Source organism: Paraburkholderia solisilvae (assembly GCF_902859875.1).
GTDB classification, from domain to species: domain Bacteria; phylum Pseudomonadota; class Gammaproteobacteria; order Burkholderiales; family Burkholderiaceae; genus Paraburkholderia; species Paraburkholderia solisilvae.
In genome coordinates, this window is record NZ_CADIKF010000012.1 from 74,497 (window position 1) to 98,168 (window position 23,672).

A 23,672-nucleotide genomic window follows, 5' to 3' on the forward strand; every position below is an offset into this window, starting at 1 on the left:
CCGATCCAGTTCCGCTGCAGCCTATCCGCAAGATTCCCTGCGTCACGCACACCGTTTCGGCGATTCACGACGAGCGGTGTGCGCCGGCAATCAGTAAGTTAAATCCAACAAAACGGAGGCAACATGCTTTCAGGAATCCAGGTGCTTCGAGCGGCGGCGACCGCGGCATTGGCGCTGTGCGCAAGCACGGCTTTCGCACAGGCATCGATCGTTCCCGGCCCGGCCAGCGATCCCACTTGCATGGTTCCGTGGAAGAGCGACACGAAGTTCGTCAAGTATCCGAAGAAGAACGGGCCCTACCGGGTCGCGCTCGTGAACGGCTATATCGCGAACACCTGGCGCATCCAGATGATCAAGACGGCAAAGGCCTATACGGCGCAACCGGCTGTCGCCGCCAAGCTGAAGGAATTCAAGGTCGTCTCGACCGGCGAGGACGTGCCGGCGCAGATCTCGGCGGTCAACAATTTTATCGATGCCGGCTATGACGCGATCGTCGTCGACGCGCAGAACCCGGCTTCGTTCGGACCGGCGATTCGCCGCGCAAAGAAAGCCGGTGTCGTGCTGGTTGCGTTCGACAATACGCTCGACAGCGAAGACGCGATCAACGTCGACGTCGACCAGTACGGGCTTGGCGTGCTGTGGGCCAATTGGCTCGCGACCCATGTGCCGAACGGCGGCAAGGTGCTCGAGGTCCGCGGGGTGGCGGGCACGTCGGTCGACACCGACCGGCACGATGGCTTCCACAAGACGTTGAACGGGACCGGCAAGAAGTGGAACGTCGTCGAGGTCTATGGCAAGTGGGACGACGGGGTCGCGCAGAAGGCGGCCGCCGACGCGATTGCCGTGCAGGGTCATTTCGACGGCATTTCGGCGCAGGGCGGCGACACCGGTGTCGTGCGCGCGATGCTCGATGCCAAACATCCGTTCGTGCCGTTCGGCGGCGAAACGGAGAACGGCTTTCGCAAGTTCTGCGCGCAGTATGGAAGCCAGGGCCTGAAGTGCACGTCAGCGGGCAGCGGTCCCGCGCAGGTGGCCGTGGCGATCAAGACGGCGCTCGCCGCGCTGGACGGCCAGACGATTCCTGTCGCGATCAAGCTGCCGCTCGACGTCACCGACGATTCGAAGCTGAAGGCGGGCGTCAACTATTTTCCGGGCGAGTCCGACAACTTCTTCGTCGGCAATTCGTTTCCGACTTGCGGCATCAATTTCTCCGCGCAGGAAATCATGAAGCAGAGCCAGGGCAACCAGTGATCGGGTTGGCGTGTGACGTGACGGGAGACGAAGCATGCGGCAGGACGCGGAGCAGCCGTTCTTTCAGATGTCCGGCGTGTCGAAAAGCTACGGCGGCGCCGTTGCGCTGGATCACGCGGAGCTCGTGGTGCGCAGCCGATGCATCCATGCGATTCTCGGCGAGAACGGCGCGGGCAAGTCCACGCTGCTGAAAGTGATGTCCGGCGTCGTGCAGCCGGACGAGGGGAACATGCACCTCGACGGTCGCGAAGTCTCGTTCGCGTCGCCCGCCGACGCGAACGCGGCCGGCATTGTCTGCGTGTATCAGGAGCTGTCGCTCATCCCCGATTTGAGCGTGGCGGACAACATCTTCGCTTCGAACCCGCCGCGACGCTTCGGCATGATCGACCGCCGGGCCCAGCGTCGCCAGGCCGAGGCCGCGCTCGCCCGCGCGGGCGCGGCCGATATCAATCCGCTCTCGAAAGTGCGGGACCTGCCGCTGTCGCGCCAGCAGATGGTCGAACTCGCAAAGGGACTGGCGCGCGAGCCGCGCATTCTGATTCTCGACGAGGCCACGTCGGCGCTGACCGCGGCCGACGTGGCGCGCGTCATCGAGGTGCTCAAGCGCCTGCGCGACGAGGGACTCGCGCTGCTCTTCATCTCGCACCGGATGCATGAGGTGAAGGCGCTTGCGGACGAATGCACGGTCTATCGGAACGGTCGTCATGTGATGAGCTTCGAGGCGGGCACGCGCTCCGACAATGAGGTTGTCGAAATGATGATCGGCCGGAAGTACGCGCATGTGTTTCCAAACAAACCCGCGGATCAACCCGCGGACGACCAGGCCGGGCATCGTGTCCGCGTCGAACCGGTGCTCGCCTGTCGTGATCTCGCGTGGAGCGACACGCTGCAAGGCATCAGCTTTTCGTTGAAGCGCGGTGAAATTCTCGGGCTGGGCGGTCTCGACGGGCAAGGGCAGCGCGAACTGCTGCTCGCGTTGTTCGGCGTGTTGCGTGGTTGCACGGGCAAGATCGAGATCGACGGCAAGGCCGTGTCGATCACGAGCCCTGTGGTCGCGCGCGCGAAGCAAATCGGCATGGCGTTGATTCCGGAAGACCGCAAGACCGAAGGGTTGATGCTGCCGATGTCGGTGCGCGAGAATCTGTCATTTGCCGCGCTCGATCGCATGTCCAGCGCAGGCGTGATCGATCGCAACCGACAGCAGTCGGCCGTCGACCGCATGATGGAGCTGCTCGCGATCAAGTCGTTCAGCGTCGACGCGGCCGTGGGCTCGCTGTCGGGCGGCAACCAGCAGAAGGTGGTGATCGCGAAGTGGTTGATCCGGCAGCCGAGAATCCTGCTGCTCAGCGACCCGACGCGCGGCATCGACGTCGGCACCAAGCAGGAGATCTATCAGTTGCTCAGGCGCCTCGCCGACGAAGGCGCCGCGATCGTTTTCTATTCGACCGACTATGACGAGCTGATTGGCTGCTGCGACCGCGTGCTCGTGCTGTACGAAGGCAGGATCAAGCAGGAACTGGTCGGGCCGGCGATTACCGAGCAGAACCTGATTGCCAGTGCACTGGACCTGCCCGTCGGACAGATTTCGCCTTCGACGGGAGTGGCGCTATGAGCGGGCTGCGTTACTGGTATGTGGAAAATCGCGGGTCGGCGTTCGCGTTCTGCCTGTTCGTGCTGATGTTCGCAATTTACCTCTTCAACTATCCGTCGGCGTTGTCGGCGAACGTGTTTCAGACGGCCGCGAACAAGGCGGTGCTGCTCGCGCTGGTGTCGATGGGCCAGGCGCTCGTGGTGCTGACGGCCGGCATCGACCTGTCGATCGGCATGATGCTGGTGCTGACGAATTGCGTTGGATCGTGGATCGTCACGGGCGATGCGCTGCACAGCGCGCTTGGCATCGCCGGCGTGCTCGCGGTGGGTGCGCTGTGCGGCGCGCTCAACGGCGTCATCATCATTTACGGCCGCCTGCAGCCGATCGTGACGACGATTGCGACGGGCGCCGTCTACTATGGACTGGCGCTGTTGCTGCGTCCGGTTCCCGGCGGATCGATCAACGAGGACCTTGCCGATGCACTGACCGGCAAGGTCGCCGCGGTTGTGCCGGCCAGCTTGCTGATTCTGATCGCGGCGGTGGTGATCATCTGGATTCCTTTCAAACGTTCGGTGATCGGGCGCGCAGCGTACGCGACGGGCTCGTCCGAATCCGCGGCCTTTCTGTCCGGCATGCCGATCCGGCGCGCGAAGTTTGCGAGCTATACGCTGGCGGGCCTGCTTGCCGCGCTTGGCGGCCTCTTTCTGACGTTCTTCACGGACACGGGAGAAGCGAGTCTCGGCAGCGCCAACTCGTACACGCTGTTTTCGATCGCCGCCGTGGTGATCGGCGGCGTGTCGCTGCTTGGCGGCAAGGGCAGCGCGATCGGCGCGATCTTCGGCGCATTCGCGTTTCGCTCGATCGGCGACCTGCTGTTCGTGTTCAACGTCGATGCGCTGTGGCAGCCGCTGTTCCAGGGCGTGATTCTGCTGCTTGCTGTCGCGATTGGCGCATGCGGGCTGTTCAGGGTGCGCAACCGGCTGGAGTGGTTCCAATGAGCGACGTGTCCGCAACCGGCTGGGCGACGTTCGTGTCGAAGCTCACACGCAAAATCGACCGGCCAATTGTTATCGCGTTCGCGTGCATCGTCGCGCTGCTGCTTGTCGGCGGGATGTTTTCGCGCAGCTTCACGTCGCCGGAGTACATCCTGCTGCAGCTGAAGGTCGGCGCGTTCCTTGGCATTATCGCGACCGGCCTGATGATGGTGATACTGCTCGGCCATATCGACCTGTCGCTGCCGTGGACCATCACGGTCGGCGCGATGATGGCGTGCGCCGTCGCGGGGCACGGCGAACTCGGGCACATTCTCGCGATTCCGGTCGGCATTGGTTGCGGCGTGCTGATCGGCATCGTCAACGGCATTCTTGTCGCGCTGCTGCGTATTCCGTCGATGATCGCGACGCTCGCGACCAATGCGGTCGCGCAGGGCATCATGATCGTCTACACGGGGGGATCGTCGCCGCAGGATTCCGCGCCGCACGTGATGCGATGGCTCGCGGCGGGCTGGCTTTTTCCGGGCGTACCGAATGCCGTCGCGCTGTGGGTGCTGATCGGCGGCGCCACGATATTCCTGCTGTCGCGCACGACCTTCGGCCGCACGTTGTACGCGATCGGCAACACCGAGCGCGCGGCGTATCTTTCCGGCATCGATACGCGGCTCGTCACCGTGGCCGCGTTCGCCGTGTGCAGTGCGTTCGCGGCATTTGGCGGCGTGCTGCTCGCGGGCTATGCGTCGAAGGCGGCGCAGTCGATGGGGGATGCTTATCTGCTGCCCGCGATTGCGGCGGTGGTGCTCGGCGGCACTTCGATTCTCGGTGGGCGGGGTTCGTACCTCGGTACTGTGGCCGGTGCGATTCTTATCACGCTGCTGCAATCGATTCTCTCGGTCGCACAGATGCCGGAGGCGGGGCGGCAGATTATCTACGGCGTGGTGATTGCGGCGATGCTGTTGTTGTATGGGCGTAGTAAGCGGGAGGTTTAGGGTTGGGGGGCTGCTGGTTGCCGGTGATTGGGTGGTGGCGTTGAATGACCGAATAACACACCAAATACCAACATGAGCTAGCGGGCACCGCGGTGTCACTCGCTCACGCGGGCAGCAGAGGTTCGGATCTGCGCGGGGGTGACCCCGAGTCGTCGAGTGAAGATGCTCGTCATATGGGCCTGGCTCGAAAATCCGACAGCATACGCAACGTCTGCAATACTGCTCGACCCATGTGCCAACATCTCACGAGCGCGGCGAACGCGCTGTTCAAGGACGTATTGGTGCGGCGACTGCCCCAGTGTGGACTCGAACGCGTACGCAAAATGACTCGCACTGATGTTGCCCACAGCGTACGCAATGTCCTCAACCGTAATCTTGCTGGAGTGGTGCTCATCAATAAAAGAGAGCGCTCGACGGATGCGGGTCGCATTGAGCCAACAGTCTGGCTGCGTCAACGCATTTCGATAGGCTCCTGTCCGGTACGCTTGCGATAGAGCCGCTAATGATACACGCGCCAATTCGGCAGCCAGTTGTAAAACGCTACCACCGATGAGAAATTGTCGGCGAAGAGCAAGTGCGGTAGCAGTGAAGGCACTATCCGCCACGTTGTCGAGCACATGGTCAGGAAGAGGAGGTAAGAAGTTGGCGAAACGTGGGTCGAACGTCAAGAGGATGTATTCGATCGGTGTTTCCTTTCGTACCTCGATAGATGAACCCGCAGGTACAAAATAGAAACCTCTCGATTTCTGAATGGTGGATACCTCTGGTCTGCCGTCTATCCGAAGTGAAACGATACCCGGGTCCAACTCGATCCCGATCAAATGATGGTTCATTCGGACATGCGCATGCCGGAACTTTGCCGGACAATAGAGAACGACGCCGTATTCATGTGCCACGCTCCACGGGACCCCGGTTAGCCGGCTATCTGCGCTGCCGCCATCCAACGGTAGGTCGATGAATGGTGGGGTGTCGAAATTCACAAGCACGTCGCTTCTCCTTCGTTCGCGACCAACTGCATTGAACTGCTCCACGATCGAAGCGACGCATGTCCAATACGAGACTCTCAGACGACATCCAACGCAGGTTACATAACAGACTGTGCAAAGCCGATATTCCATTTGAGATCAAAAAACGTAGTCCGGCCAGATTGCCTCCATGGCCCGCCCTCTGCAGGCAACCCCGAGAAAGGCCCTTACGTTTCCGCGCTCCCCCTTACGAGCCTCGGGGCGGATCGCCGCGACCGCTTTTTCTGGTGGATAGTCCACCGAATCGTAGGTTTGTGAAAGACCGACGCCGGGATACGAACCGATACTTTTCCTGAGCAGACATGCGTTTGCTTCGGCCCGGTCCGTTGATCGCGACCTTGGCCATCCATTGGAAGGTTTAAGCGATATCGCGTAACGTCGCAGACTAGAGAATGAAATGGACTTCCCCTCCTAAGGCTACGGCGGAAGTCCCTTTCATTCTCTAGCTATTTTGATTTGCAGGATATTACCTATGTGGAAAAAACTTGCGCATCTGTTCTTGAAATGGATGTTTGGCAAGGATGTCGCTGATCCGGAAATCGATGTGGTGGCGCTGATGGATAAAGGACGGGCCGCTTACGACACAAAGGCCGAATGTCCGTACGCGAGAGGCACGCGTCAACGTAAGGCATGGATGCGGGGCTGGACGGAAGCGGACCACGAAAATCTGATGCTTTGGTAGTGGTGATGTCGCCGCGGAACTGACACCGGCGGAATTGAATGCGAAAGCGGCTCGTCGAGAGCCAAGGTTCAGTGCAGTTCCGGGACGACAGGTCAGCCTCGTTGACGACTTTCAGCGGGCAGCGATGCTGGCCAGTATGTCGGCCAGCGTTTCCGGTTGCGACAGCAACGGCGCGTGGCCTGTGTTGATCTGGTGCACGACGGTCGGTCTCTCAGGCACGAACGCGTCGGCTAAGTCGATAAAGCGTTGCTGTAGCGCGAGCCGGATCGAACGGTCTTGCAGTGACATGATGTAGTGGCGACGAAGGCTGCCCCAGCGTTCGCGAGTGGTCATGACAGGCGTCACGCTCGGTGCTGCGGGCTGGTCGCACGTTGTCAGATTCACTACGGCGCGATAGTCGTCCTCGCTCAGGTCATGGCACAACGCGCTCCAGCCATTCGACCAGTAATCCGGGTCTTGCGAACGCGCGTCTACGCGCAGCACGCCAGTTGTCTTGGGATCGGCCATCACTTGCTTCGCAAGCAGTGAGCCTTCGTTTTCCGGGGCGATGCGGTATTCGCTCATCGGTACACCCGATGCAGGCATGAATGCGCAAAGATACACGAGATGCTCGATGTACTCCGGCACGCGCTCCGCGACCGCTGTTATCGCGATTCCGCCCATACTGTGACCGACCAGCACGACCTTGCCGTCGCCAAGCGAACGCGCGTCTTCAATCGTCTGTATGACAGAGTCGGCATAGTCGTCGAGCGTGATGTGTGCGGACGGCGACGGTTCGGTGCCGAATGCTGCTTTATCAAGCGGACGCTGCGCATATGCCCGAGGAAACCGTGCGTTGAGACCGTGTCCCGGCAAGTCACGTGCGATGGCGGCGTGACCATGGCGAGCCAGCAGCGGGATGAGGCGCTCGAAAGACCAGGCTCCCCACCATCCCCCGTGAACTAACACAAATGGGACACGCGGTTTGGCTGGCGAACCTTGCGCGCGCGATTCAGCTTCAGTTTTGCTTTCGTTCATGCCATAGCCTCTACCTCAAGCCGTCATACCGTTTAGCGACCGATCGCTACAGACATGAGAAATGTAGCGTGACGGACGGCGTTTCGAATTGAACGAAAGCGCCACAGTTCTTGTGTAAATCCCGCAGCTGCGGCCACGCTGGATATCGGTGCCGCGACGCCGGCACGAATATCGGATGTCGGCTTAGAATGCGGCACGTTAAGCACGAGGGCGGAAAAGGAATGGAAGAGACCCATAGCAGCGTGATTGCACAGGCGTCCTTTTCCGGCGAGGAGGAATTTCGTCAGGCGATATGCTCGGATGTCGTCAGCGTGGATCCCCGCCCATATGCGAATGCCCCCTTTTCTCTGGCGGTGACACAACGATCGGCCGGAGGAGTGAGGGCGCTGTCGGTGCGTGGCGAGGCGCTCGTTGGAGTCAGGGACCGCCAGCGATTGGCGAGCGACGCGAATGAATTCGTCGGTGTGATCTTTCAGCGCGAGGGACGGACGGTGTACGAACGTGAAGGAAAACTCACCGTCGTATGTGCCGGAGACATTGCGTTGTGGCACAGCCAGCGCGAGGCAAAGTTCACCATGCCTGAACCTTACAGAAAACTCTGCATGGTGGTGCCAGCCGAAAAATTTCAAGATTTTTTACCGAACACGGCCGCATACGACGGCTTGCGCATCGCGGCGAATTCAGTCACAGGTGCGATGCTCGGGGGCTGGCTCTCGGCCTTCGCCGATCGGGTCATCGAAGATGGAAGCGAAACACTTGGGAGCAGCATCGATTCAACGTTGGCGGTCCTGGCGGCAACGATCACAGCGCATGCACGGGAACTTGATATTTCGGTTAAAGACAGGCAGTTGCTCGCCATCATGCGATACATGGAAAGCCGGCTTGCCGATTCCAGCCTGACCGCAGCTACCGTTGCGCAGCATTTTGGAATCTCGGTGCGTCATCTGGAGCGGATTTTCGCAGGACAGCGAACCACTGTTGCCGGATGGCGTAGACTGCGCCGCCTGGAACGTTGCCGGGCAGAACTTTCACATCCTTTGAATCGCAAAACCATAACCACCATCGCAATCGATTGGGGGTTCAGCGACGCGGCTCACTTTAGCCGTTTGTTCAAGGCGACGTACGGTATGTCACCTCGCGATTTTTGTCGATCCACTCGCTAGCGACGCGAATATGCGCTGAGTCGTGACGCTCAGCGCAATTGCTGACCCTCGATAAGCGTCGCCCTCGCGCGACGGCTAGCACGCAATCAGTTGAAATTCTCTGTCGGCCACTTTTGTCTGTTCACAACGAATAGACCTGTGCCGCCGGGTGTTTATACGGAAACCCCTCTTGTCCAACCCCAGGCTGCATCGACACAAAGTGACCCGTATGAACATCCCTGCCGCGTCCGCCACACCGACCGTCAATCCCTCTGTACCGAGCCTTCCCGCATTGCTGTTGCAACACGCGGCCGATCGTCCGGATGCGCCCGCCATTGTCCAGGGCAACCGAACGATGAGCTACGCGGCACTCGCGGACCTCGCGCAAAAGCTTGCCACCCGCTTGTCCAACCTCGGCGTCGAAACCGGCGACCGGATCGTGTTGCACCTGGGCAATAGCGAAGCAGCGGTGATAGGAGCCTATGCGTCAATGATGCTCGGCGCGATAGCCGTGCCGCTGAACATCCATTTAAAGGCGAACGAGCTCGGCCGGCTGTTGCGCAGGCTGGCACCCGCCGTGTATGTCGGCCACGACGCGCAGCGCAAGCTGATGGACGACATGGCCGCTGGATGGATACCGCTCGACCGCCGCTTCTACGTCGACGACACGCCGCACACACCGCGTCATGCCGGACGCGTTAGCGATGCCGCCGATACATGGCAAGCACTCATCGCATCGGCGCGCGAACTTCGTTCCTTTCCGCCCGCTGACCCCGATGCACCGACGGCACTGGTCTGCACGTCGGGCACCATGGGCGACCCCAAGCTGGTCGTGCATACGCAGCGCACCTTTACGCACATGGTCGAGGCTGCGCAGGCTGGCGGCTTTAGCCGCGAATCGAGGCCGCTAGCGCCGACGCCGCTGTTTCATATGCCCGGCTTCCATAACCTGTGTAACGCGATTTCATCGGGCGCCTGCATCGCGCTGCCGACCTGCCTCGATTTCGACGGCGCCGCCTTTCTGGATGCAATCGAGCAGCACCGCTGCACGAGCGTCACGGTCACGCCCTATGGCGCCACGGAAATGATCCGCGCACAAGTGCTTCGCCGCCGCACGATCGATTCGGTGCGCAGCTGTGTGGTGGCAGGCGACGCAAGCTCGGTCGAGCTGCGGCAACGCTTCGAGCAAACCTTCGGCATCCCACTGATAGCACGGCTCGGCATGACGGAGGCGCCGTTTTGCGTCGCCCAGGGAAGTTCTCCGCACGCGATGTGCGCGCGGCCGGGTACGGCACGGATCATCGACAGTCACGACAACGATGTGCCCGCAGGCGTGCCCGGCGAGTTGTGCCTGAAACTCAATACGCTATTTGCCGGTTACTGGATTTCACCGGACGTCATCGATCCCGCGCGCGACGCCGACGGCTGGTATCGCACCGGCGACTTCGTACGCGAAGACGAACAAGGCGACCTCATCTACATTGCGCGGATCAAGGACATTATCGTGCGTGACGGCGAGAACATCTCGCCGGCCGAAATCGGGCAGACGCTGCTGATGCATCCGGCCGTTACCGACGCCGCGGTGGTCGGCATACCGGATGAAGTGCTCGGTGAACGCATCGTCGGCGTCGTCAGATTGGCTGAACAGGCGCGCGATACGCGGCCTGACGAGATGATCGCGTGGTTAGCCACCCAGCTCGCCGATCACAAGCTGCCTGAGGCGGTGCTGTTCGTCGAGCAGATTCCGCGCACGGTGTTCGGCAAACCCGATCGCCGCGCGCTGCGCGAGCTGGCGAGCGCTAAGCTTGCGCCGCCGCGCTGACGTGGCTGATTTCGCCCGCATCTGCGGGACATGCCGCGTTAAAGCCCGTCAACGCAAATCCTGCGCAGCCGATGCGTTGTTCGATGGCCTTCGTGCGGCGGACCGCTTCGGCGCCTTCTGCACCGCAGACTTTGCCTTGCGCGGCGTACGCTCTGTATGCGCGGTCGTTTTGGTGCGAAAACGGTCGCGATATTCGGTGGGATTGATCTGCAGCCGGCGTGCGAATACGCGGCGCAGTGCATCGGTGCCGTCGAATCCGCAGCGCTTTGCGATCTCGCGCAGCGACAGATCGGTGGCTTCCAGATAACGCCGCGCGGCGTCGATGCGTGCGTTGCTCAGAAATGTGATCGGCGTCACACCGCATTCCTTGATGAACGTCCGCGCGAGATTGCGCGAGCTCATATGGATGCGTTCGGCCAGCGACGCCACTGAATGATCCACTTGCAGATTGTCGAGAATGTACTGCTGCAACGCGCCCGTCTGCGATCCCGTCGCCGCCTGCGACTCGAGCAGCGGGCTGAACTGCGACTGGCCGCCCGCGCGGCGCAGATACACGATCAGGTATTTCGCGACGTCGAGCGCCATCGTCTTGCCGAAATCTTCTTCGATCAGCGCCAGCGACAGGTCGATGCCGGCCGTCACGCCGGCTGTCGTGTAGATGCTGCCGTCGTTGACGTAGATGTGATCGGGCTCGATACGCGCCTTCGGGAAGGTTGCCGAAAGCCTCGGCACGTCCATCCAGTGAGTCGTCACGACACGGTTATCCAGAAGCCCGGCCGGCCCAAGCGCGAACAGGCCGTTGCATATCGCGCAAACCCGCCTCGAGCGCCGGTGTTGCTGGCGCAGCCATTCGTGCAGTGCCGGGTCGTCGAATACATCGAAGATGCCGATACCGCCGGGCACGATGATCGTGTCGAACTCGGGGCATACGTCAAAGATCGTGCGATCCGGCGTCACGGTCAGACCGCTCGACGATTGCACTGCGCCACGCGTCGTGCCGACCGTAAGCATTTCGTATTCGAATTCGCCCCGACTGAGGACCTTGACCTCGCCAAACGCGTCGCGCGGGCCGGCGATATCGAGAAGCTGGAAGCCAGGAAACACCACCATGCCGATCTTGATGCGCTTCATCGAGGTCACTCGCAGAGACGTGAAACAGTTTGAACACCCACGCGCGGCGTCGCGCTGCGGACCGCGACCGCAGTATGCCGTGCTGCGCGACATGCCGGTCAGGCAGCGGCGACGTCCCGATCGTATCGTTTAATTTTATAGAGCAACGCGGAGACGATCCAACCGACAATAAAGATTCCGACAATCGCATAGCCGAGCGTGCCGAAGTTGTCGTTGAGCGTATCGACGAAATGCCAGAACGGCCCCGACAGACCAAGCGTCTGTCTCGCGATGCCAAGCGCTTCGATCCCGCCGATCAGCAGTGCAACGACCGTCGAGATCAGCGTGATCGTCACGTTGTAGTACAGCTTGCGCAGCGGCTTTACGAACGCCCAGCCATAGGCGCCAAGCATCAGAATCCCGTCAGTGGTGTCGACGGTCAGCATGCCCGCGGCGAACAGGCAGGGAAACACGAGGATCGTCCCCATCGAAAAGCCTGCCGATGCCTGCGATGCCGAGGTGCCGAGTAGGGCGACTTCGGTCGCGGTCTCGAAGCCCAGGCCGAACAATATGCCGAGCGGGAACATCAGCCAGCTCGATCGTATGAAACGGAATAGCGGCTTGCATACGCGGGCGAGCAGATTGCCGTCGAATTGCAGCAGCCGCGCGTCGCCGGTTTGCTGCGTCTGGCCGCTCCTCGCGCGACGGAAGGCTCGCACCAGGTCGATCAGCAACACGACATTGACCGCACCGATCGCGAGCAGGAATGTCGCGGACACCACGGTGCCGATCGTCGCTCCCGTTTCCCTGAACGTATCGAAATGATGGACCAGTGCCTTGGTTGCCAACGCAACGACGATAGCGCCGACGACCACCGTCAGCGAATGTCCGAGCGCGAAGAAAAAACCGACTGTGACGGGGCGCTTGCCGTCGTTCATCAGCTTGCGCGTGACATTGTCGATGGCGGCGATATGGTCCGCATCCATCGCATGACGCAGGCCGAAGCTGTATGCGAGAAATGCGGTGCCAACCAGTGCCGGCGATACGCGCAGGACCGCGTACGCCCATCCCCATGCGAACAGGTTGATCAGCCCGAGCGCCACATACATCGCGACAATGCTGCCTCGCGTCGAAGCGGCGGGGCGCGCGGTTCCGGTTAGGGTAGTCATCACAGGTTTCCTATGCAGTATGTGCGGTTTGGCGTCGTCGATCAGCAGGCGGCGGGCGCCGTTTTGCGGGCGGCCAGCACCCGTTCCAGGTCGGCTGCGCCGAGCGTGTCGCTGGACGCGATCACGCTCAGCAATGCTTCGAGAAAGCGCTCGTAATAGTCCCAGCGCGGCTGGTTCGCGCAATCCATTGCTTCCCAGCGGGCGATTGAAGCGATCAGGCACTGCCTGAACGCTTCCCACTCGAAACAGCCGGCTTTCGCGAGCGACAGTGCAAGCCCGAATACGTCACGTTCCCACCGGTTGGTGAAAAGCAGCTTTCCGTCGACGCGTGGCGGCGAGTCCGGCTCGCCGAGCATCGATGCCGTTGCGTACTCCTCGAATCGCATGAACATCGCGCGCCCCTATCTATTGCCGCGGCGCCGCGACGAGCGCGACGCCCATCATCGATTCCGGCGTGACCAGTCCGGCGAGCGCTTCCTCGCTCATGCCTTCGGTGTTCGCCGGGCGTTCGGGAATCACGAACCAGCGGATCTGCGCACTGCTGTCCCACACCTTCACTTCCTTCGTAGCCGGCACGGTGACCCCGAACTCGCGCAGCACCGCGCGCGGTTCGCGCACGCCGCGCGCACGGAACACCGGGTCCTTGTACCAGTAAGGCGGCAGCCCCAGCACCGGCCACGGATAGCACGAGCACAGCGTGCAGATGATCAGGTTGTGCACCTGCTCGTCGTTGGCGACGGCGGCCATGTGCTCGCCTTCGGCGCCCGCCATGCCGACCGGCAGATCCAGTTCGGCGATCGCGCCCGGCGTGTTTGCGACGAGCCGTTTCTTGTACTCCGCGTCGACCCACGCTCGGGCCACGATCTTCGCGCCGTTGAACGGACCGGCGACGGTTTCGAAATGACGCAGCACGGTGTCGACCGAATCGCTGCCGATCACGCCTTTCTCGATCAGCAGCGCCTCGAGCGCACGCACTTTTGCTGCACTGGTTGCTTCACGGTCGTCTGGAAAGCCAAAGATTTCGCTCATGTCGTTCGCCTTTTTAATTGGCGGCCCGCACATAGGCTTCGTACAGGTCCGCGTAGATGGTCGTGCTGGATTCGCTCTTGCCCGGGCCCCAGATGTCGGCGGCCTCGAATGCGATCCGGTAGACGGGCATCGGCTTGCCGATACCGTCGACGCCCGTCGATACGAAATACGAAAAGCGGCCCGGATAAACGATGTCGATGGTGCCGGCCTTGTTGCGCAAATAGCCGGGAAGGCGCGTATGGTCGACCGCCTCGGGATCGGCAATGCGAACTGTGTCACCGGCGGCAAAGCGCGGCGCGCGATCGGCTTCGTGATAACCGGAATCGCCTTGCTGCAGATACGCGTTGATCTGCGATGCAAGCGGCGCGCTCGGCCGGTCCGGCAATGCGGCGTCAGGATGCGCACGATAGAACGCCGTTTTCTCCGCGAGCTCCTCGGTGCTGATATAGCCCGCGTCGACGAAAAACTGCGCGATGCCGCCGAGCCACTTTTCGTAGTAGCGGTACTTGAAATATTCAAAGGGCTGCATGTCTTCCGCACCGGTGCGCAGTGATGCCCATGTCCAGTCGCTTTTGAAGCGGGTAGGCAGGTCCCTGACCGGATAGGCGGGCAGCGCGTCGGCAAGATGCGCGCTCTCAGCCATCATCGTGGTGTGAATACCGAAGATGCGCTGCTCCCATGGCTCGACGAAGACTCGCGTCTCGGGATTGATCGGCCCGAGGTTCTCGATGCCTCCAAGATGGTGCTGTAGTTTCACGGTGTGCTCCGAACGGGGGGCGATAAAGCGCATGGATCGCGAGACGCTGGATGGGTGGCGACGGTGCGCGCGCGGTGCTGCAGTCAGGGTGCAGCGGTCAGGATGCAGCGGTCAGCCGGACAGGTCTGCGATAGCCGGTCGCGCAGCGGGCTTCGCGCTGTCGGCTGTCGGCTGTCGACTGTCGCGTGGTCGCGACGGCGTGGGCGACACAATCGAGCAGGCCTGCGCGGAGCGCGTCCGCGTCGAGTGCACGACCGATCACGACGAAGCGACTCTCGCGCGTCTCGCCGCTCGCCCAGACCTTGCCGAAAGCGGTGTCCATCAGCATGTGCACGCTATGAAAATGCAGACGCCGCGCTTCGCCGCTGACGTTCAACACGCCTTTCATCCGCAGCAGCGATGCGCCATGCGACTGTACGAGCTGGTTAGCCCAACGGTTGAAGCGAACGCCATCGAGTTCGCCTGGGATATGGAACGCAAACGATGCGATGCTCGTATCGTGCTCGTGGTCGTGTTCGCCTTCGGTGAGCAGGCCTGGCTCGACGGCGAGCAGGTTATCGATCGAGAAACTGCGCTGACCAAGCAGCGTGTCGATCTCGACGGCGCTGCGCGTCGTGAAGTCGAGTGCCGCAGTCGGATTCAGTGCGCGAATGCTCGACTCGAGCACGGCGAGATCGGCCGGTGCGACGAGATCGGTCTTGTTGATCACGATGCGGTCGGCGAACACGATCTGCTCGCGCGCGATATCGTCGCTCAACTGGCCGTGCGCATGCCGTGCGTCGACGATCGCGATGACCGATTCCAGTTCGACGCGCTCGCGCACGTTCGGATCGGCGAGGAATGTCTGCAGGACAGGCGCGGGATCGGCGAGACCGGAGGTTTCCACTATCAATCGTTCGAGCCTGTCGCCGTAACGCGTCAGCAGTTGCAGCACGCTCTCGACAAGGTCGCTGCGGACCGTGCAGCACACACAGCCGTTGTTGATTTCGATCACGGCTTGCTCGTCAGCGACGATCAGTTGGCCGTCGATGCCGACCTCTCCGAATTCATTGACGACGACGCCAATCGGCATGGGCCGCGTGCGGTCGAGAATGTGATTGACGAGGGTTGTTTTGCCGGCCCCAAGAAAGCCTGTAATGACGGTGGTGGGGATTTTCCTGATTCGCATCTCGTGACTCCGTTTTCACCGGACAGCGCTGATATATCAACAAGATAAAGGCTTTTGTTCGACAAAACCGTTGCTGTCCCGACGTGTCACGACATTGTCGGAAACCACCCGCATGGATGGCGGTAAATGTCTGAACCGACCGTTGCGGACAGATTGGCGCTCTGCCACACATGTATGCCGTGCGGTAACGGCTCGCCGCGAAGCTAGTTGAGGCGCACGTCTCGCCTGAACATCAGCGCGTTGCCGAGCCATTCCGATACGAAGCCGAATACTGCGCCGATCACGAGCGCAGCCGCGGCGACAAGAGCGGGATTGGATGGGGCCAATGTGGTGATTGCCTTGCCTGTGGCCACGGTTGTGCCGACGGTCGAAGCGAAACCCCAGACGATCGCGGGCAGGACGTCGAGCAGCTTGATCTTCGATGCCTGCACCATCGCCGCGCTGCCGATGCCGACGCATAGCGCGATGGCCATCGCGGTGTTGCTCGTCGTCGCGATAGCGAGCAGTGTCAACGAACTGATCACGAGGCCGGTGAGATTGGACGCGACGCTCTTCAGAAATCCTGCCGTCCCTCCGCCGAGCACGAAAAACGATGCCCAGGCGATGAATGTGACCCACACCGGTATGGGCAAGACCGTACTGGTTAGCCACGTATCGACGACGGCCAGCATACCGATGCTGAGCGTGTATGCGTCGGACTGTTTCATGACACTCTCCTGTTGACGATCGAATTGAACGAAATGCGGGCATGCGGTTGAACGGCTCACTCCTAGCGAGTTCCAGGCCGGACCTGAGATGCTGTCCGTGTCGTTCAAACGATTGGCAGGAAACGATCGGGTCGATGTCCGGAATGGAACGAACCGTGTGTGACGGACAGAAGCGGCTTCGCGCGAATGGAGGCGTGGCCACGCCGCGAGATCATGGAGAGGATATCGAACGATTCAATGTGGTGCGTGCGTCACCGAAACCGTGCGTCGCAGCGGCGCATGCACGATGCCTTGGTGCGGTCTGCAGCGGGAGCCTCTCTAAGAGGCATTGTTCACTGAAACGTGATGCCGGCGCGCGACGGTGCCCGCCGGACATCAGGCTTTTTACGCTTCAATTCCCGCACGCAAAACTCTGCTTCACATCTTTCCGTGCGCACGAAGATTGGAGTAGTAGATGTTGTCGGACGCAACGTGAACTGGATCGCTCAGATTTTCCACCCACTCGTCGGTCGACATCGTTGCCGCATAGGCGGACTCCATAATGACGGTAACGATGCGATGCATCTCCTCCGCAGTCGCGCGGCCGGCCTTGTTCTGATACGACAGCGAACCGGCGGCATCCGGCAAGAACTCGACGCTATAGCCCTTGTGCATGGCTTCGCGCATCGTGGAGTCGTTGCAGTTCTGCGTCATGTAGCCGATGACGGTCAACGTATCGATCTTGCGCTCCTTCAGCCAGTCCTCGAAACCGGCACCGGAAAAGACGCTTGGCAAAACTTTGGTAATGACACGGTCGTGAGGGCGGTCCGCAACGTCAGGATGCAATTCCGCGCCAACACTACCCTCTGCGAATATCGGTGCATCGGCGGGCAAGACGTGCTTCACAAGCACGACCGGAACGCCATTTGCGTTGGCGGCGTCGATCGCCTTGGCGATATTCGGCAGCGACGACGCGACAGGCGGGTATTCGATACGGAAGTTGCCGGTAATGTATTCATTCTGCACGTCGATGACAATCAACGCGCGGCGTGGTGTCTGCTTTGACATGGCACGACCTCGAGAAAAGAGGCCGTCGGCAAGCGACGGCCAATGATTGACGATAGTTAATTGCCCGGAAGCGATGGAAGACCGCAGCCCGACTCAGATGTTCGACAGATCGGGATGAAGACCACGCACCGGACTCACCGCCTCCAGCAGCGAGGCGAGGTGCAGGAGCGTCGACTCCGCGAGCCACGGTGCGACGAGTTGCACGCCGACCGGCAGCCCTTCGCGGCTCGTACCGAAGCGCAGCGACAGGCCCGGCAGTCCGGTCACGTTGAGCGGCGCCGTTGCAGTCATCACGTGCAGCGAAGACACCGTCTGGCCGTTGATGTTGAATTCCGCGGCGTCGTGCGCGTGTGCCGGCACCGGCGTGACCGGGCAGAGCAATGCGTCGTAGCGCTGGAAGTATTCGGCGAAGCCGTCGCGCAGTTGTTCCGCCTGCTGCTCGGCGTCGACGAAGTCGGCGATCGAAGTGTCCGGCGTGTCAAAGACCCCCTGGACATGCTTGAAGATCTTGTCTTCGTGCCCGGCTGTCACCTTCCTGAAGGCCGGCTTGGTTTCCATGACCTGAAGTTTCCAGAGCAACTCGAGCGCATTGATCTTCTCGAGCGCGGGAATACGCACCGGCTCCACGGTCACGCCCAACCCTCGCAGCGCGTCGGCCGAGGCTTGTACGGTGGCCGCGACGTCGGCGTCCACGGGCGCGAAAGCATCGATGAGCATGCCAACCCGAAGCGGCCGGCCCGGCGTGGACCCTACGCCGGCATCGAGCTTGAGCGGGGCCGTCGAGAAACCGTCCGCACCGTCAGGTCCGGCCAGCAGCGAATAGGCGAGCGCGATGTCGCGCACGCTACGTGCAATCGGGCCGATGTGCCAGAAGCGACGCGGCACGCGCGGCCAGATACCCGTCATCGGAATCCGCCCGTGCGTGGCTTTGAGACCGATGACGCCAGTCAGGGCTGCCGGGCCGCGCACGGAGATAGCGACATCGGTGGCGATACTGAGCGGCGACATCAGTGCCGCGATGGCCGCGGAATCGCCACCGCTCGATCCGCCGGGCGTGCGGTCCAGGTTCCACGGGTTTCTCGTGCGGCCCGAAATTAGGTTATCGGTTTCGATCCAGAACGAAAACTCGGGGTGGTTGGTTTTAGCCAGCAGAATGGCGCCCGCCTTCTTCATGCGAACCACGCTGGTTGCATCGGTGTCGGGCACACGGCCCTTGAAGATGGGCGAGGCTCGTTGGGTCAGCACGCCGGCGGTGTCGATCGAGTCTTTCGCCGTAAAGGGAACGCCATGCAGCGGCCCAAGCTCTTCACCCGCCATAACCGCGGCTTCTGCGACTCTCGCGGCTTCGAGCGCGCCGTCGGCGACCGTGACGATCGCATTGATTTTGGAATCGACCGCATCGATGCGGTCGAGATGCGCTCGCATGACCTCCACCGGCGAAACTTCCTTGTTGCGAATCAGTTCAGCCAGCCGGGTTGCGTCTTGGGAGATGAGTTCGATGCTCATGAGGAGCCCCTTAAAGTGTCGAAAAAAAGTAGCTTACAAAAGTCAGGCATCGAAACTACCTAACGTTTGTTAGGGCGAAGATTAGGCGGTGTACTTCGTCTTGTCAACATCTTTTGATCTGCCCGGATGGACGATTTCGAGGCGGCTGATCTTCATCGAGGGAAATCCGGGGAGAACGAGGCCGGTATCCGTTCCAGTGACGTTGTCCTGGCAGCCAGGGAGTGCGATTGCGCAGGGCAACACGGCCGCGGCGGATTGAATCTTCGTACTCCGGTGCAAGAGATGGATCAAGGCTGCGAGCCTCTACCGCCATTGCCCGAGCAAGGCAGACTCGCCGCCGCGGTTGAAGAGCGTTACTGGGAGGATGCGGCTGCGGCGCTGAAAGTGCTGTCGAAAATGCCCGATGCCGCAGTCTCAGGCGCGCGACTGATGGCGCAAGGCCGCTCCGATACGAACTCTTCGATGCCTTGTCGAGCGCTATCGGGTGGCTGGACTCTTGCCGGCGTAGAAATGAAAAAGACTGTTGTCCTACGGTAACCGAACGCAGTTCATGGCCATACGACGAGGAAACAGGCGGTACGCATTTTTGAGGTCCTCTGCCGCCCGATGGTGTGCTGACCGCGTGACGATGAACCCAGGTAGAACGATGCAGTTCTACTTGCCTTCTCTTGTCGTGTCGCGTCGACCGTGAAGCTACAGTAGCGCCGGCAAGTGTGGCGCTTGCACATTGGAGTCGGCCGATCAGGCACGGCCGGAATCTCGCGCTGGCAGTGTGATCGATGCCACAGTGCGGGCAAGTGATTATTTCCAAAAAGAACGCCGCGAGACTTGTGGATTCGTGGCGTTCTTTTTTGACAATGTTCTCTTATGGTAATCGTCAGTGCAATCCGCGCGACGATCGTTGATCGTCGATCATCAATCAGTAGTCCCACGGCACCGGCACGAAACGGAAGCCCGTACCGTTCTTTGCGATGTGACCGATCGACGGGAACGCGATATGCGCCGCGGCCAGCAGAGCGCCGGTATCGGCGGCTTCGTTGAGCAGCGCGATTCGCACGTCCACAGCCACTTCAGGTTCGTGCTCGAAGCCGTTTTGCCATTCCGGGTTGTCGAAGCCGACTTCGAAAATCGCGTCGCCGACGAACGTCAGCTTCTCACCGTTTGATGCGATGTCCACAACGCTATGGCCCGGCGTGTGCCCGCCCGTCACGCGCGCCGACACGCCCGTTGCGACTTGCACGGTCTGATGGAACGGCACGATGTTTTCGCCGTAGAGTTGCACGAACTTTGCCGCCGCCTTGCGGAGCGCGGGGGGAACCGTTTCCGGCATCACCGTCTTGCTGAAGTCCGGAGCTTTCCAGAACTCCACTTCCGCGGCCGACACGTGAATGCGTACATCTGGGCGCAACCTGGCCTTGACGCCATCAACGTTCAGTCCGCCGACATGATCCATGTGCATATGCGTAATCACGATATCGGTGATCGCAGCCAGGTCGATGCCTGCCGATTCCAGGCGCATCACCGACCGACCGGCGCGCGTGAAGTATTCGAAACCGTCGCCCACGCCCGAGTCGATCAGGATCAGGCGGTCGCCGCTGCGTACAAGCGCGATATTCAGCGCCCAGTCGAACATGTCACGTTGCAGGAAACGACTATCGAACCAGTCGTTGCGGTCGGCTTCGTTCACGTTAGTGGACATGGTGGAGGTCGGTAGCGGCAGCATGCCGTCGCTGATCAGCACGACGTCGACGTCACCCACGCGCACGGCGTAGCGGGACGGCACGAGTTCGCCTGCACTTTCTTTGCCAAGGTTGGCGATAACCGGCTGCACGTTGCGGGTCGTTTCGCTCATCTTCAATAGTCCTGTTAATTGAATGGGGTGGGCCGAACCGGACGGCGCGGGTCACCAGCACGACCACGCATTTCGCGCGCTTCGTTTTTGCTCGCGTCCCGACCAACCGTGTGGCTGATTGTAGTCAGGGGCGCGCATGCCAGTAGCATCGAAAATGCCTCAGCATGTTGTCCGAACGGCAACAATCGACGCCGCACGGACAGTGAGAGGCAACGCGTGTGACAGGCTCTGTTGATCAGCATTTGCTGGGCAAGACCAAAGCGCTTGTACTAGACTTTTTTCTGCATGGCCGATCGGAGATTTCCGCCGATGACGCTTTGCTGCAGTCCGAAATTCAAAATCTCTTTGCTGACCTGTCGACAAGCGAAACGCTTGTCCGATCTCGCCATAGCCTGTCGAATTCGTGATGAATAGAATTTTCGCGATGCACAACCGCGGATCAACTTCCCAAAAGGAATATCCATGTCACAGACTGTCGAAGTTACTGCATCTGCCTCAGGCACCTTCGCCATTGGTGGCGACCTGACCGTCAACCGTCTTGGTTTCGGCGCAATGCGAATTACCGGACCGGGCATCTGGGGTCCGCCCGCCAGCCGCGATGCGGCGCTCGAGACGCTTAAGCACCTGCCCCAACTGGAAGTCAATCTCATCGATACGGCCGACAGTTACGGACCCGACATCAGCGAAGAGCTCATCAAGGAGGCTCTGCATCCGTATAAAGGTCTGCTGATTGCCACCAAGGGAGGATTTACGCGACACGGCCCCGATCTCTGGGCGCCGCTCGGCCGGCCCGAATATCTGCGACAGTGCGTGCTGATGAGTCTCAGGCGCCTTGGCATCGAACGGATCGATCTTTGGCAACTGCATCGCGTCGATCCGAAAGTGCCGCGCGACGAGCAGTTCGATGCCGTGGCGGCCATGCAGCGCGAAGGCCTGATCCGGCATGTCGGTCTTAGCGAAGTTCCGGTGGATGATATCGAAGCTGCGCAAAAGCACTTCAAGGTCGTGACCGTGCAAAACCAGTACAACCTCGTCGATCGCAAAAGCGAGGACGTACTCGACTACTGCGAGGAGCACAACATCGGCTTTATTCCGTGGAATCCGCTTGCGGCGGGCGAACTCGCCAAACCGGGTTCCGTCGTGAGCAATATGGCCAACGCGCATGGCGTGACGACCGGTGCGATTGCGGTCGCATGGCTGCTCAAGCGCTCCAGGGTCATCCTTCCGATCCCGGGTACGAGCCGCGTCGATCACCTGCTCGATAACGTGGCCGGCGCCAGCGTGAAACTGACCGATGAACAGTTCAAGGAGCTCGATCGCCAGGGGCGTAACGCGACCGCACGCTGAGAGCGGAGAGCGCCATGCTGCAACGACGTCCTGGCTGCGAGTGCCGCGATGGGGATCTACCGCCTGATTCGACCGGCGCAAGCACAAACTGACACCAGCGGAGGCGGCCTGGACGTTTAATGAGTTTGGCGCTCAGTTCGCAGCCGATGCGCTCGCGCATCCAAAAAGCGACTCGGCTGCCGCAGCGATATGCGCCGAGGTGAGGGCTATGCCGATGGGACCGCGGGTGAACGTGATTGTCCGACCTCGAGCGGCATATTCGCCCAGAGGCGAGCATGTTCGTTCACATTGCCTGCGCCGGCATACGACGCAATCGCGGCATTGTGGTCCCATCGCCGCGCGCAGACTGAATCGCTCACTTTTCTTCAAGACGAAACCAGCGGGTGCGCTGGCGCCGAACGAGTATTGACGGTCTTGGAAGCGTCGCATGAAGACGTTTCGGAGACAGCTTTAAGATGACCACTTCCGGCAGAGAAGGCGACGCTGGAAACTGGGCTTTAATAATCAGCTATACAAATTAATTTTAGAGCTCCAGTAGCGCGCCTTTCATCTCTTTTTAAAGAAGCCTTACGCATGCGTCGACGGGATTCGTTCAATCTGCGCGACACCTGTCAACGGCCTGTCGAGGTTGAACTCAAGGGCATCGCTACGGTCTGTGCAGATTGCATGTGCGGTTTGCAACCCGGGCGCTGCTGGGCTTGCCAAAAGGCGCACGCTAAGGGGCACTCGCCAGAAAGCGGGTGCGTCAGGCGCCAGTCAGATTCACGAAAGTGTATGGGTTGATCTCCGCCGTCAAATTTGTTGCTGGCTTTGTAACGCAAGCGGCGACGAAAACGGCTAGATTTTGAATCACCCATTTGTCGAATGACGGAGGTTCGAATGAAAGTGAAAGTATTTGCTGCCCTCGGCGCAAGTGCGCTCATGCTTATCTGTTCGCGCGTTGCTATGGCGGGCGTGTCGGTCGGTTTCAACGTTGGCGTGCCGGCGCCCGTGTACGTTGCACCCGCCCCGGTCGTTGTGGCGCCTGCGCCCGTCTACGCGGCGCCGCCTCCAACCATCGCGTATCAACCGGTGCCCGTCGTCGCCCCCGCGATTTTTATCGGCTGGCACGGTGACCGCTATTGGGATGGCCGCCGTTGGTGGGGGCGTCGTGAATGGTACGGCCACCGCCATTGGTAAAACCGTTTCGATCGTTTACAGCGCACACCGGCCGGCTGGTCGCTTCGTCGACATACATGAGGAGTGTGCATCGCAACGTCACGGCCATCAAACCACGCGTGCTCGCTGTCCTCGCTTTGAACCAGCACGCCTCGGCATATATGCCGGCCTCGCCGCCGGCATACGTAAGGTGGCTGTTGGCGCCGCAGAACCCACCGATCCACATCGATCATCAGCCGCCTGACGTTTTCCTTCGCTGGCAGCGAACGGTGTCTTCAGGCAGTTTCTTGCGCGCGAGCGTCGGACCACAA

Annotated in this window: 22 protein-coding genes; 10 read left to right on the forward strand and 12 right to left on the reverse strand. The window is 60.9% G+C overall.

Annotation, left to right across the window (positions count from 1 at the left end):
• The first annotated feature begins 123 nt into the window (after nucleotides 1-123).
• From HV675_RS09975 to HV675_RS09990, 4 genes are read left to right on the forward strand one after another with little or no spacing between them, the layout of a single operon-like run.
• Nucleotides 124-1,251: a sugar ABC transporter substrate-binding protein gene (locus HV675_RS09975; protein WP_175110730.1), complete on the forward strand. Its 1,128-nt coding sequence runs from the start codon at nucleotides 124-126 to the stop codon at nucleotides 1,249-1,251.
• A 34-nt stretch (nucleotides 1,252-1,285) separates the two neighbouring features.
• Nucleotides 1,286-2,863, forward strand: coding sequence for a sugar ABC transporter ATP-binding protein (locus HV675_RS09980; RefSeq protein ID WP_175110731.1), 1,578 nt, complete (start codon nucleotides 1,286-1,288; stop codon nucleotides 2,861-2,863).
• Nucleotides 2,860-3,840 (forward strand): ABC transporter permease, encoded by a 981-nt coding sequence (locus tag HV675_RS09985; protein ID WP_175110732.1) that lies wholly within the window; start codon nucleotides 2,860-2,862, stop codon nucleotides 3,838-3,840. Before HV675_RS09980 ends, HV675_RS09985 begins: the two co-directional genes overlap by 4 nt.
• A complete protein-coding gene (locus tag HV675_RS09990; protein ID WP_175110733.1) occupies nucleotides 3,837-4,823 on the forward strand; it encodes an ABC transporter permease in 987 nt (328 codons plus the stop codon). The genes HV675_RS09985 and HV675_RS09990 overlap by 4 nt, the downstream gene beginning before the upstream one ends.
• 95 nt (nucleotides 4,824-4,918) lie before the next feature.
• Here the strand turns inward: HV675_RS09990 and HV675_RS09995 are convergent, their stop codons facing one another.
• Nucleotides 4,919-5,809, reverse strand: coding sequence for a helix-turn-helix domain-containing protein (locus tag HV675_RS09995; RefSeq protein ID WP_175110734.1), 891 nt, complete (start codon nucleotides 5,807-5,809; stop codon nucleotides 4,919-4,921).
• A 511-nt stretch (nucleotides 5,810-6,320) separates the two neighbouring features.
• Between HV675_RS09995 and HV675_RS10000 the strand changes: the two genes are divergently transcribed.
• Nucleotides 6,321-6,530 (forward strand): ribosome modulation factor, encoded by a 210-nt coding sequence (locus tag HV675_RS10000; protein WP_175110735.1) that lies wholly within the window; start codon nucleotides 6,321-6,323, stop codon nucleotides 6,528-6,530.
• Between the two features lie 111 nt (nucleotides 6,531-6,641).
• Here the strand turns inward: HV675_RS10000 and HV675_RS10005 are convergent, their stop codons facing one another.
• Nucleotides 6,642-7,547 (reverse strand): alpha/beta fold hydrolase, encoded by a 906-nt coding sequence (locus HV675_RS10005; RefSeq protein WP_175110736.1) that lies wholly within the window; start codon nucleotides 7,545-7,547, stop codon nucleotides 6,642-6,644.
• 221 nt (nucleotides 7,548-7,768) lie between these two features.
• Here HV675_RS10005 and HV675_RS10010 point away from each other — a divergent pair, with 221 nt between their 5' ends.
• Both HV675_RS10010 and HV675_RS10015 read left to right on the forward strand, forming a co-directional pair.
• On the forward strand, nucleotides 7,769-8,710 hold the full coding sequence (locus HV675_RS10010; RefSeq protein ID WP_175110737.1) for a helix-turn-helix domain-containing protein: 942 nt from the start codon (nucleotides 7,769-7,771) through the stop codon (nucleotides 8,708-8,710).
• 208 nt (nucleotides 8,711-8,918) lie between these two features.
• Nucleotides 8,919-10,511: a class I adenylate-forming enzyme family protein gene (locus HV675_RS10015; protein WP_175110738.1), complete on the forward strand. Its 1,593-nt coding sequence runs from the start codon at nucleotides 8,919-8,921 to the stop codon at nucleotides 10,509-10,511.
• A gap of 48 nt (nucleotides 10,512-10,559) precedes the next feature.
• On the opposite strand, the gene HV675_RS10020 is transcribed toward HV675_RS10015, so the two are convergent.
• The 9 genes from HV675_RS10020 to HV675_RS10060 all read right to left on the reverse strand — a co-directional run bounded on the left by HV675_RS10020 (nucleotide 10,560) and on the right by HV675_RS10060 (nucleotide 19,004).
• Nucleotides 10,560-11,642 (reverse strand): GlxA family transcriptional regulator, encoded by a 1,083-nt coding sequence (locus HV675_RS10020; protein ID WP_175110739.1) that lies wholly within the window; start codon nucleotides 11,640-11,642, stop codon nucleotides 10,560-10,562.
• Between the two features lie 98 nt (nucleotides 11,643-11,740).
• Nucleotides 11,741-12,790 carry a HoxN/HupN/NixA family nickel/cobalt transporter gene (locus HV675_RS10025; protein WP_175110740.1) on the reverse strand — a complete coding sequence of 350 codons (1,050 nt, stop codon included), beginning with the start codon at nucleotides 12,788-12,790 and terminating at the stop codon, nucleotides 11,741-11,743.
• 41 nt (nucleotides 12,791-12,831) lie between these two features.
• Nucleotides 12,832-13,182: a nitrile hydratase accessory protein gene (locus HV675_RS10030; protein WP_175110741.1), complete on the reverse strand. Its 351-nt coding sequence runs from the start codon at nucleotides 13,180-13,182 to the stop codon at nucleotides 12,832-12,834.
• Between the two features lie 13 nt (nucleotides 13,183-13,195).
• The gene (gene nthA, locus HV675_RS10035; RefSeq protein WP_175110742.1) at nucleotides 13,196-13,819 is read right to left on the reverse strand and encodes a nitrile hydratase subunit alpha; all 624 of its coding nucleotides are present in this window, start codon (nucleotides 13,817-13,819) and stop codon (nucleotides 13,196-13,198) included.
• A 13-nt stretch (nucleotides 13,820-13,832) separates the two neighbouring features.
• Nucleotides 13,833-14,576, reverse strand: a complete 744-nt coding sequence (gene nthB / locus HV675_RS10040; protein WP_175110743.1) for a nitrile hydratase subunit beta — start codon at nucleotides 14,574-14,576, stop codon at nucleotides 13,833-13,835.
• 97 nt (nucleotides 14,577-14,673) lie between these two features.
• A complete protein-coding gene (locus HV675_RS10045; protein WP_175110744.1) occupies nucleotides 14,674-15,744 on the reverse strand; it encodes a CobW family GTP-binding protein in 1,071 nt (356 codons plus the stop codon).
• A 203-nt stretch (nucleotides 15,745-15,947) separates the two neighbouring features.
• On the reverse strand, nucleotides 15,948-16,451 hold the full coding sequence (locus HV675_RS10050; RefSeq protein ID WP_175110745.1) for a DUF1097 domain-containing protein: 504 nt from the start codon (nucleotides 16,449-16,451) through the stop codon (nucleotides 15,948-15,950).
• A gap of 417 nt (nucleotides 16,452-16,868) precedes the next feature.
• On the reverse strand, nucleotides 16,869-17,498 hold the full coding sequence (locus tag HV675_RS10055; protein ID WP_175110746.1) for a cysteine hydrolase family protein: 630 nt from the start codon (nucleotides 17,496-17,498) through the stop codon (nucleotides 16,869-16,871).
• A gap of 93 nt (nucleotides 17,499-17,591) precedes the next feature.
• Nucleotides 17,592-19,004 carry an amidase gene (locus HV675_RS10060; RefSeq protein WP_175110747.1) on the reverse strand — a complete coding sequence of 471 codons (1,413 nt, stop codon included), beginning with the start codon at nucleotides 19,002-19,004 and terminating at the stop codon, nucleotides 17,592-17,594.
• Nucleotides 19,005-19,130: 126 nt separating this feature from the next.
• Here HV675_RS10060 and HV675_RS10065 point away from each other — a divergent pair, with 126 nt between their 5' ends.
• Entirely contained in the window at nucleotides 19,131-19,541 is a 411-nt protein-coding gene (locus tag HV675_RS10065) for a hypothetical protein (protein WP_175110748.1), read from the forward strand.
• 382 nt (nucleotides 19,542-19,923) lie between these two features.
• Here HV675_RS10065 and HV675_RS10070 read toward each other — a convergent pair whose 3' ends face one another.
• The gene (locus HV675_RS10070) at nucleotides 19,924-20,856 is read right to left on the reverse strand and encodes an MBL fold metallo-hydrolase (RefSeq protein ID WP_175110749.1); all 933 of its coding nucleotides are present in this window, start codon (nucleotides 20,854-20,856) and stop codon (nucleotides 19,924-19,926) included.
• Nucleotides 20,857-21,318: 462 nt separating this feature from the next.
• Here HV675_RS10070 and HV675_RS10075 point away from each other — a divergent pair, with 462 nt between their 5' ends.
• Both HV675_RS10075 and HV675_RS10080 read left to right on the forward strand, forming a co-directional pair.
• Complete coding sequence (locus HV675_RS10075) at nucleotides 21,319-22,203, forward strand: aldo/keto reductase (protein ID WP_175110750.1); 885 nt, start codon at nucleotides 21,319-21,321, stop codon at nucleotides 22,201-22,203.
• An 879-nt stretch (nucleotides 22,204-23,082) separates the two neighbouring features.
• Nucleotides 23,083-23,382, forward strand: a complete 300-nt coding sequence (locus HV675_RS10080) for a hypothetical protein (protein WP_175110751.1) — start codon at nucleotides 23,083-23,085, stop codon at nucleotides 23,380-23,382.
• Nucleotides 23,383-23,672: the final 290 nt, after the last annotated feature.